The organism is Acetobacter thailandicus, from assembly GCF_011516655.1.
Taxonomy (GTDB): Bacteria; Pseudomonadota; Alphaproteobacteria; order Acetobacterales; family Acetobacteraceae; genus Acetobacter; species Acetobacter thailandicus.
Genome location: NZ_WOSV01000007.1, coordinates 147,798 through 157,638, shown reverse-complemented (window position 1 = coordinate 157,638; position 9,841 = coordinate 147,798). Strand labels below are relative to the sequence as shown.

At 40.7% G+C, this 9,841-nt stretch carries 7 protein-coding genes; 5 read left to right on the top strand and 2 right to left on the bottom strand.

All coding sequences use genetic code 11. The annotated features are described in order from the left end of the window. The 3 genes from GOB58_RS10200 to GOB58_RS10190 form a co-directional block, all read left to right on the top strand. A partial coding sequence (locus GOB58_RS10200; protein ID WP_173559508.1) for a carbohydrate porin occupies window positions 1-277 on the top strand: 277 nt, incomplete at its 5' end. 231 nt (window positions 278-508) lie between these two features. Further along, on the top strand, window positions 509-1,681 hold the full coding sequence (gene kch, locus GOB58_RS10195) for a voltage-gated potassium channel protein (protein ID WP_173560122.1): 1,173 nt from the start codon (window positions 509-511) through the stop codon (window positions 1,679-1,681). Window positions 1,682-1,710: 29 nt separating this feature from the next. Continuing rightward, on the top strand, window positions 1,711-2,703 hold the full coding sequence (locus GOB58_RS10190; RefSeq protein ID WP_173560121.1) for a glycosyltransferase family 2 protein: 993 nt from the start codon (window positions 1,711-1,713) through the stop codon (window positions 2,701-2,703). A 242-nt stretch (window positions 2,704-2,945) separates the two neighbouring features. Here GOB58_RS10190 and rfaD read toward each other — a convergent pair whose 3' ends face one another. After that, the gene (gene rfaD, locus GOB58_RS10185) at window positions 2,946-3,950 is read right to left on the bottom strand and encodes an ADP-glyceromanno-heptose 6-epimerase (RefSeq protein WP_173560120.1); all 1,005 of its coding nucleotides are present in this window, start codon (window positions 3,948-3,950) and stop codon (window positions 2,946-2,948) included. Window positions 3,951-4,408: 458 nt separating this feature from the next. Between rfaD and GOB58_RS10180 the strand changes: the two genes are divergently transcribed. Continuing rightward, the gene (locus GOB58_RS10180; RefSeq protein ID WP_173560119.1) at window positions 4,409-6,574 is read left to right on the top strand and encodes a Hint domain-containing protein; all 2,166 of its coding nucleotides are present in this window, start codon (window positions 4,409-4,411) and stop codon (window positions 6,572-6,574) included. An 84-nt stretch (window positions 6,575-6,658) separates the two neighbouring features. On the opposite strand, the gene mntR is transcribed toward GOB58_RS10180, so the two are convergent. Next, window positions 6,659-7,147: a manganese-binding transcriptional regulator MntR gene (gene mntR, locus GOB58_RS10175; RefSeq protein ID WP_173560118.1), complete on the bottom strand. Its 489-nt coding sequence runs from the start codon at window positions 7,145-7,147 to the stop codon at window positions 6,659-6,661. Window positions 7,148-7,376: 229 nt separating this feature from the next. Between mntR and GOB58_RS10170 the strand changes: the two genes are divergently transcribed. Beyond that, window positions 7,377-9,728, top strand: a complete 2,352-nt coding sequence (locus tag GOB58_RS10170; RefSeq protein WP_242005306.1) for a TonB-dependent receptor — start codon at window positions 7,377-7,379, stop codon at window positions 9,726-9,728. Window positions 9,729-9,841 lie beyond the last annotated feature (113 nt).

Here is a 9,841-nt window from a genome sequence, read left to right as displayed (position 1 = left end):
CCACAAAGTGACCCGCTCAATGAATGCCTCGCTGCAGTCGCAGGGTTATAACAGCAAGTGGCCTGATTCTGAGACGATGCTTGAGGCGCTGTATGGTTTTAACCTGGCGCCGGGGGTCAGTCTGTCCCCTTATTTTGAGTATATCTGGAACCCCGATCAGCTGGCTGCGGCAGCCCCGCGCCCTCATATCACTCACGCTATACAGGCCGGTCTGACCTTCACGTTCGAGCTTAACCCAGGCCTCAATATCGCTGACCTCCACCGTATCAGAAAGTAAAAAGGTCAAATGGCTTTCTTGATATTTTTTATTTAGGAAAGCCATTTTTTATAATAAAAATAGACAGATATATTTAATATTTACTTTAATTGTTATTTTATAATATCACCTTATATGTGGTGCTGTTCATCTGCCAGGTTTGCTGATATTTTTGTTATGTTAGGGCAGAAATGTTTTGGAATATACTGATACTTAGTTGTATTTCTAAAGTGGGCAGGCACGGGGTTTGGTATGATAGGTGTATTAAAAGTTTTTAAAAAGCCTATAATTTATGTTTATCTTATATCCATTATGGTGGCCCATAACGGATATCTTATTATTTATCCTGTTGTACAAAAAATCTTAAAAATAATACCTAATACGATATATGACTTCCATTCATGGAGTGATGCTTTAAGTTTTTTAGAAATTATAGATATTCCTGAATTTATAGTCGGATTCTCGCTGTTTTTTATGTCTTTTATGTTGACCATAAGAAACCGTATAGCATGGTTTATCTCTATATCTTTGTTATTTTTTATGGTATTATTTAACTTAATAATGAAAAATGGAAATGAATTAAATAATATATATGAAGTAATATCAATTTTATTTCTGGCAACCTTCTGGCGGCAGTTTTACAGGTACAGTATAGGTGGAATAAGTATACTTTCTTCTTTTAGTATACTGTCATTAGTTGTCTATGGAACCCTTGGTGTTCTTTATCTTGGTAGTCAGTTTAATCCTAAAATTGAGGATTTATACTCCGCATTTTATTTTGTCATTGTTTGTATGTCTACGGTTGGATTTGGTGATATCGTGCCGTGTACGCCCACGTCGAGACTGTTTACAGTTACCCTTATTATATTTGGTATTACTATTTTTACAGCGTCGGTTGCTTCAATTGCCGGAACGTTAATTCGGCATAATGTACATCGTATTCTTACAGGGGGTTTTTCTTACGTGGTTCGTAATAATCATTACATTATCGCAGGGTCTTCTTCTCTGGCTCAAAGTGTGAGTAAAAATCTTGCTGATGGTGGAGCTGTTGTAACCGTGGTCTGCTACCCGGATCATAAAAAATTATTTCCGGATTATATGGATGTGGTGGAAGGTGACCCTTCAGCGATAGATACCCTTAAACAGGCAGGGGCTGATAAAGCAAAATATATTATATCGCTGATGGATAATGATGCGGATAATGCTTTTGTTATTCTCACATCTAAGGAAATATCAGGCGAAAAAACTAAAACTATTTCTCTGGTTAATGAAAGCCAGAATATGAATAAAATCAAACACGTACATCCTGATGGTGTACTTTCCCTTCAGCAGCTGGGAAGTGAAATTCTCGTAAGAGCTTTAAAAGGGGAAAAGATTGATGATCATGTTATTGATATTTTCTTCGTCAATCCCGTGAAAAAATAGTTTATTTAATTGGTGATGAATTAATAAAAATGGAAAATAAAATAAAATCACTAAATGAAAAAGATTATTTTCTAATATTAAAAAATTTAAAAATTTCTGTTATAATACCGTGCTATAACGAAGAGGTTACCATTGTTTCGGTAGTAGAGAAATTTCATAAAATATTGCCGGGTGTGCCAGTTTATATTTATGATAATAACTCAACAGACCAAACGGTAGATCGTGCCCGTAAGGCTGGTGCAATTGTTCGGACTGAGGCCTTACAAGGGAAAGGGCATGTTGTTCGTCGCATGTTTTCCGACATTGATGCTGATCTTTATATTCTGATTGATGGCGACGCAACGTATGATGTTGCTGCTGCCCCTGAGATGATTAGAATGGCATTGAGCGATGGCCTGGACATGGTTAACGGTGCGCGTGTTGCAGATTGTAATGAGGCGTACCGTCGGGGGCATATTTTTGGTAATAAGGTTCTGACAGGTATTGTCGCAAGTATATTCGGACGCAGGCTTTCTGATATGCTTTCTGGCTACAGGGTGTTTTCGCGTCGGTTTGTTAAATCTTTTCCGGCTCTTTCATCTGGCTTTGAAATAGAAACAGAGCTGACTGTTCATGCTCTTGAATTAAGCATGCCGGTGGGCGAGATGCCTGTTCGATACATTGAAAGACCACCAGGGTCGGTTTCCAAGCTGAAAACTTACAGAGACGGTTTTCGTATTGTTCGAATGATTTTTAAGCTTGTTAAGCAGGAACGTCCTTTATTTTTCTTTAGTGCTATCGGTATCTGTATAATATTTCTGAGCATTTTTTTAGGAACTCCTGTTATCATAGACTTTTTTCATACAGGGTTGGTTAAAAAACTACCCACAGCTGTACTGTCTACTGGTCTGATGATACTTGGTTTCTTTTCCGTGGGTTGTGGGTTAATTTTAGATAGTGTTGCACTGGGTCGACGAGAGGTAAAGCGTCTCGCATATCTGGCAGTAGCATCACTTTCGCATTTGTCTTGTGATATTTTATGATCCCGCCTGAGTTAAGGGGGGTATGTTACTGACCTGATATGACCCGATGCACGGCATAGCCTGTACTGGCTATGCCGGTTCGTTAGGATAATGGTGCTGTTGGACATCATGAATTTATTGTTGTGATTTGTATCTGACACAACTTTCATTATCAGTGAGAAGGTCTTTTATCCTTTCTCACTGATCGTCATACACTCTATAGCCCGGTTATATGTTTCGCTTCTTCACAGCCAGTAAAACAGTCAGCTCTGATAACGCGTATAAAGTTCATTTACATACTGGTTAACACCATGTGTAACATCACTAAACACAATATCACACCCGGTATGACGTAGCTGGCTCATATCAGCTTCAGTAAAGCACTGATATTTTCCACGTAATTTTTCGGGAAATGTGATGTATTCTATAAAGTTTTCTTTTACCATTTGTTCGAGGGAGAGTGAGGGTAATCCTTTAATTTCGCGAACTGTATTCACAACGGTTGAAGCAATGTCATTAAATGGCTGAGCTTTGCCGGTGCCCAGGTTAAACACACCGCTATGCTCCGGATGGTCAAAAAACCAGAGTTTGACATTGATCAGGTCATTGATAAAAATAAAGTCACGCTTCTGCTCTCCGGCGGCGCAATCTCCATATTCGCCAAAAAGTTTTACTGAACCATTGGTCATGAACTGATTGAAATTGTGAAAAGCAACTGAAGCCATGCTGCCTTTATGCTGCTCACGACAGCCGTAGACGTTAAAATAACGAAAACCTGCAACCTGTGTTTTCAGGTCGGGTAAATTCCGCCTGACAACCTGGTCGAACAATAATTTTGAGTAGCCATAAACATTAAGAGGCTTTTCATAAGCTGGTTCTTCTCTGAATGTTGAAGAAGCCCCGTAAGTTGCGGCACTTGAAGCATAAAGCAAACGTGCTCCGGTTTTTTGACTGTAGGCCAGAACTTTTTTGCTGGTTTCAAAATTATTGGCCATCATATAGCGGCCATCCTGCTCTGTAGTAGAAGAGCAGGCACCTTCATGGAAAATAGCCTCGATCTGACCATAGTGACCGCTAAGTAATGCATCATAAAAATCGTGCTTATCGATATAATCTGCAATTGAAAGGTCAGCCAGATTTAACGCTTTATCGCCATGAGTCAGGTTATCAACTGCAATGATATCTGTAATACCACGCACGTTAAGGGCACGGATGATATTACTGCCGATAAACCCTGCTGCACCTGTAACAATAATACGTTTTGTCATGGTATATAATACTTTATGCCGTCAAAAGGTTAAATTCTATCTTTCTCATATAATGATTATCACATCTTGTTATACATATATACTGTTTGGCTAGGGTGTGTCGTCAGTTAAGCAGAATAATGAACAAAGTTAGCTGTATGGCGACGGGGAATGTTGTCTATAGCCAGTCTGCATCGAATGTCTTATCGGCCAGAGCATAAAATCCTGACGTTAAACGCGCAGAGCTTAACTGACGACACGACCTGGATGATTCATTTTAAAACTTTTTCAATAAAATTTATTTTTAGTAATTTAATTCGTATAATTATTTATTATAGAGAATCAATTCATATAATTTTAGATAATTTTTTTATCACTTCTGATTTATACCAGATAAAAAAATTGACCCTTATTAAAAATAAATATATTTAATAAATTACTAACATTTTTTATTTGTAATAAATATCAGGGACAACAAAATGGCTGGCACATCATCTGCATCCCAGGATTATTCAGCTGATATAGAAAATAATTATACAAATATTAGCGGTGGTACATGGACAGCCCTTTTAAACTCAGATGGTGTTACAGTTTATTCCAGTGGTACAGCAGTCATAAGTGGCCCTGTGAATCTATGGAATGCGGCTAATCTCTACATTCAAAGTGGAGCAGTTGTTAGTGGGCTTACTGCAGTTCACTCTTATCCAGGGGGAAGTGGCCCCAGAATATTTGTAAGCAGTGGAGGTGTACTGGAAAGCTCATATACTGCAAATGGTCGTCTTACGGTTTCATCAGGTGGGAAATCTATAGCCAATACATATGAAGCGGAAACAGTATTTATCAGGAGTGGAGGCTCCTCTTCAGATGATACGTTTTTAAAGGAAACCTTTAGTGCAGGTTCGCTTGCAACTGGTACTCTGAATGGTTCTGCTTTTGGGGTCGGTACTGCTAATCGTGTTATTACAGTTTCATCAGGTGCTTCTATATCTGATGCTGATATTACAAATCAAAAACTATCATTGCTGAGTGGTGGTATTTATAATGGAATTTCAACGCCTTATTCGCCTCCTGACATTGTAAATGCAGCACAGGTTATTAGTGGAGGGGTGTGGACAGCCTCTCTGAATTCAGATGGTGTTACAATTTATACAAGTAGTCAGACTTCTTATAGTGGCATAGTCGACCTCTGGAATGTTACAACATTAAACATTTTGAGTGGCGCTGTTGTGACTGGAATTACAGCAGTTCATACATATAACGGTGTTGGTCCTACTATAAATGTTAGTAGTGGTGGATTAATTGAAGATTCCTATACAGCCAATGGGTACCTTAATATTTCATCAGGTGGATCGTCAGTTAATAATATTTATGAATCAGAAGTTACCGTTATTAAAAATGGTGGTACATCAATAAATGATATTTATACAGAGTCACATCTGAGTGGAAATAATACCTCAGGCACTCTGAATGGCTCAGCTTTCACTGCAGGTGACGGTCGCGTCAGCATTCTTGTTTCTTCGGGGGGTACATTAACTACGCCTCAGGTCGTTAATCAGCAGTTAACTGTTAATCAGGGGGCTGTTTATACCGCTACATCAGATGATTCCTGCTTCCTTGCCGGCGCAAGGGTTCATACACCATCAGGCTTAGTTCTGGTTGAAGATTTGCGTGCGGGTGATGAGATTGTTACTTATGTAGACGGAGCTGAAATAACATCTCCTCTGATCTGGACGGGGGAAGCCCGCTGCGTTGTAAACCCTTATCTGTCTGATGACGAAGCAGGGTATCCTGTCCGCATTTTGCGCGGTGCACTTGCGCAGGGTATTCCGTCTGAGGATCTTCTGATTACGTCAGAGCACTGCCTGTTTTTTGAAAATTCTTTTATCCCTGTGCGAATGCTGGTTAATGGCCGTACGATTTTCTATGATAAAACAGTAACGACTTACGCATATTATCATATTGAAGTCAGTAATCATGCTATTATCATGGTTAACGGCGTAAAAACTGAAAGTTATCTTAATACTGGTAGCAGACGTAATTTTCGTGTGTCAGAAGGTATCATGAGATTTAAAGAAAAACCTCATAACTGGGTTGATCACGCTGCCGCGCCACTTATGGTTAGCCGGCCTTTTGTTGAGCCAGTATATCGTGCGCTTGAAAAACGCGCAGATGATATGGGTATTATTAAGGAACATGCAGCAGATCTTGTTCATGATGCAGATCTTCATTTACTGTCAGAAACAGGAAAAATCCTGAGACCCTCCAGAAAGCAGGGAAATTTTGTAAGTTTCATGGTTCCACCGGGAATTTCAAAAGTCAGGATAATCTCCCGCACATCAAGGCCCTGTGATACAGAAGGGCCTTATGTCGATGATCGTCGCCAGCTGGGTGTCCTTGTCGGTAAAATTATATTGCTTGATGCAGGGAAGGATCGTTCTATTAACGATCATCTGATGGCAGAAAAGCTGACGGGCTGGGATGTTATAGAAAGTCAGTTATATCGCTGGACACAAGGGGACGCCGTTCTTTATTTAAATCGATCAGACGTTGAGAGTTTAGCGATGCTGTCAGTCGAGGTTGTTGCGGCTGGTCCATATCTGAGTTCTAAAATATCAAAAAGAAAATATATGATGTCTTATAACTAGTTATATAATATAAATCTTTATGATTTGCAGGTCTGTTTGAAATAACAGGCCTGCAGGTATAAGAGAAAATTTACGGTTTAAACATTAAGCCGGGCTGTCATTGTTTCGTGCCTTTTTCATGAAATTTGAAATATCTGCACGCATAGCAATCCGGAATGCCTCAAGTGTTTCCGTTCCTACGTAATGCTCCAGTCCCTCGGCATCAATTCGCGCATTATCCGGACTAACGCCAAGAGCCAGAAGAAATGTCTCAACAACACGATGGCGTGCTTTAACTTTGTCAGCCATTTCCCTTCCGGCGGGTGTTAAAAAAATACCACGATAGGGTTTTCGGACGACCAGCCCTTCCTGTCCCAGGCGCACAAGCATTTTTGCAACAGTTGGTTGTGATACTCCGAGACGTTCAGCCAGGTCGACCTGACGTGCCTCCTGACCTTCATCAAGTAAATCTGCGATAAGTTCGACATAATCTTCATGAAGAACAGTTTGTCTTGCTGCGCGGTTTGCACGAAAACCTTCAGAGTGGGTTTCTGTATCCGGGAGTGGGGCAGGTCTTTCCATGTATTTTTTCATATATCTGGTTGCGGTTATCCGGGCTTTGATAAGGTGAAGATTATTCTGAAATGCATATTTTATAACCATCATAATATCATGCTTATGACTGAATGACCATTCGCGAATTTTATGAATATCTATGTGCTAATTAATATAGCATATTGCATATATCTGGCAGATACGCTTAAGTGGGCGTGTTATGTTCACTTTTTTCTAAGATATTTCTGGCAGAAGAAGTTTGGCACCTATGTGTATCTTTAAATATAGCAAATGCTATTTTTATAAGCTAAGGCATAATATCACTCCCTTTAACGCCGGAGTTGATCTTGGCCAGGCTGGTTTGCGTGGTGTATTTTATTCCTGTGCTGTCTTTGGTCTGGGCTGGTTAAGCTTAGATGTTGCCCGTGCAGAAAGGCTAAGCTCTTCCCGGTCCGCTGATATGTTGCCGCATTTTTCGGCCGGACATAGTGGCGGGGACCTGCTTCATCGTGAGGTAAAAGCCGCGAAAAAATCTTCGGTTTCAGATGAAAAATTACAGGATAGCTCTGCATCTTCAGAGCATATCAATGTTGTTGGTCATCTTAACCGTGCCCGTGCCCGTATTTTTCCCGGGCTGGGAGCGGTTGATTACCATATTGATCAGCGTCAGATAACCACAACCCCAGGTGGACAGAATGCTGCCTTTAGCCAGATTCTGCTTCGTGTGCCGGGTGTTGTGCTGGATAGCTATGGAGAAGTCCATGTGCGTGGTGAACATGGTGGCCTGTCTTACCGTGTCAACGGCGTGCTCCTGCCTGAGGGGTTAAACGGGTTTGGTCAGGAACTTGATACACGTATTATTCAGTCAGTGGATTTGCTTACGGGTACTTTGCCAGCCCAGTTTGGGTTTCGCACTGCCGGGGTCGTGGATGTCACTACAAAAACAGGCAATACTCTGAAACATAATCAGATCTCGCTTTATGGTGGCAGTTACAACACATTTGTTCCGTCTCTTCAGCTTGGCGGAACGCATGGTAAACTCGATTATTTCACCACGTTATCATATACGCGCAATGACATTGGTATTGAAAACCCGAGTAACAGTTTTCGTGCTGTGCATGACAGAACAGAGCAGGAGAAAGCTTTCTCATATCTCTCTTATCACCCTGATGAGGTCAGTCGTCTGACCCTGCTTGCCAGCGCATCGTATGCTGATTTTCAGATACCTGATTCTTTTAAAACATTTGATGTTAACAGTCCTGATTATACGACGATTTATAATGTAGCGGGTTTAAACCCGCATGCTCCATCAATGCACTGGTCAAAGCTGAATGACACTCAGACAGAACAGAATTATTATGCTGTGCTCTCCTATCAGCGTACAGCAGGAAAATTAAATTTTCAGGCTTCGCCCTATTTTCGTTATGGCCGGATTGATTACAAACCTGACCCCGATCGGGATCTGCTTTATCAGGGTGTTTCTCAGCATGAGGTCAACGATTTTACTACAGGTGGCATGCAGTTCGATCTTTCTTACAAAATTGCACATCGCCATACAATGCGGGCTGGTTTTCTGGGGCAATATACATCTGAAAGACTGGATACAAATACGCTTGCGTTTCCGGTTAATGCAGAGGGCCGTCAGAGTTCTGATGTTCCTGTTCGTCTGATTGATAATACAGGGAACTGGTCGGTTGAAGCTGGTGCTTATATTCAGGACGAATATAAAATTACCTCTGCTCTGACATTCAATTATGGTGTTCGTTATGACCGGTTTGCATCATCGTTTGATAATGAAGGGCAGATAAGCCCAAGAGCTAATATTGTCTGGAAACCAGAGCATACAACAACGTTGCATATTGGTTATTCGCGCTATTTTGCACCACCCTCACCACAATATATCTACCCTTCAACACTTTTAAAATATGCAGGTACAAGCAATGCCGCCGCAAATATGATAAATGATGCAACAAAGGTGGAAAAATCAAATTATGTCGATGCTGGTATTCTTCAGCGTATTACACCAGAGTTTCAGATTACGATTGATGCTTATGCCAAATGGGCACATGATCTGACTGATCTCGGACAATTTGGGCGTGCCGTTATTCTTGCACCTTTCAGTTACAGAAGAGGGCGTGTTTATGGTGCAGAGTTTGGCAGCTCGTGGCGGCATGGACCATGGTCATTATTTGGTAATTTCTCTTTTGTTAAAACGTCAGCACGCGACATTAATTCAGCTCAGTATCAGTTCGATATGGCTGAACTTGCTTACATAAAATCACATTCTATTCAGCTTGATCATCAGGGAGAGTTCACCGCAACGGCAGGTGCATCATGGATAACCAGGTACGATATGGCATATATTGATTTCGTGTATGGTTATGGTTTGCGGAGTGGATTTGCTAATCTTGAAAAAGAGCCTCAGTATGACGTGTTTAATATAGGTTATCAGCATACTTTTACACAGATAGCTGCCAGGCATGATATTAAAATACGTGTCGATATCATAAATCTTTTTGATAAGCGCTATCAGCTTAGAAATGGCAGTGGTGTTGGTATTTATCAGGCACAATATGGGCAGCGGCGTGGAACATTTTTTTCAGTTATCTGCGAGTTCTGAGCGGGCTGTTTCTGGCGTATATAAAACATGTTGTTAGCTCTTAAAATATTTTTTCAGGGCAGTCGTGTCGTTTTCATAAAAAAATAATAAAACGGTAGTATAAGAGGTGATAT

Coding starts and splice junctions, on each gene's coding strand:
- GOB58_RS10180 (WP_173560119.1), top strand. CDS start 4,409: ATGGCTGGCACATCATCTGCATCCCAGGATTATTCAGCTGATATAGAA.
- GOB58_RS10190 (WP_173560121.1), top strand. CDS start 1,711: ATGGAAAATAAAATAAAATCACTAAATGAAAAAGATTATTTTCTAATA.
- GOB58_RS10170 (WP_242005306.1), top strand. CDS start 7,377: ATGTGTATCTTTAAATATAGCAAATGCTATTTTTATAAGCTAAGGCAT.
- kch (WP_173560122.1), top strand. CDS start 509: ATGATAGGTGTATTAAAAGTTTTTAAAAAGCCTATAATTTATGTTTAT.
- mntR (WP_173560118.1), bottom strand. CDS start 7,147: ATGAAAAAATACATGGAAAGACCTGCCCCACTCCCGGATACAGAAACC.
- rfaD (WP_173560120.1), bottom strand. CDS start 3,950: ATGACAAAACGTATTATTGTTACAGGTGCAGCAGGGTTTATCGGCAGT.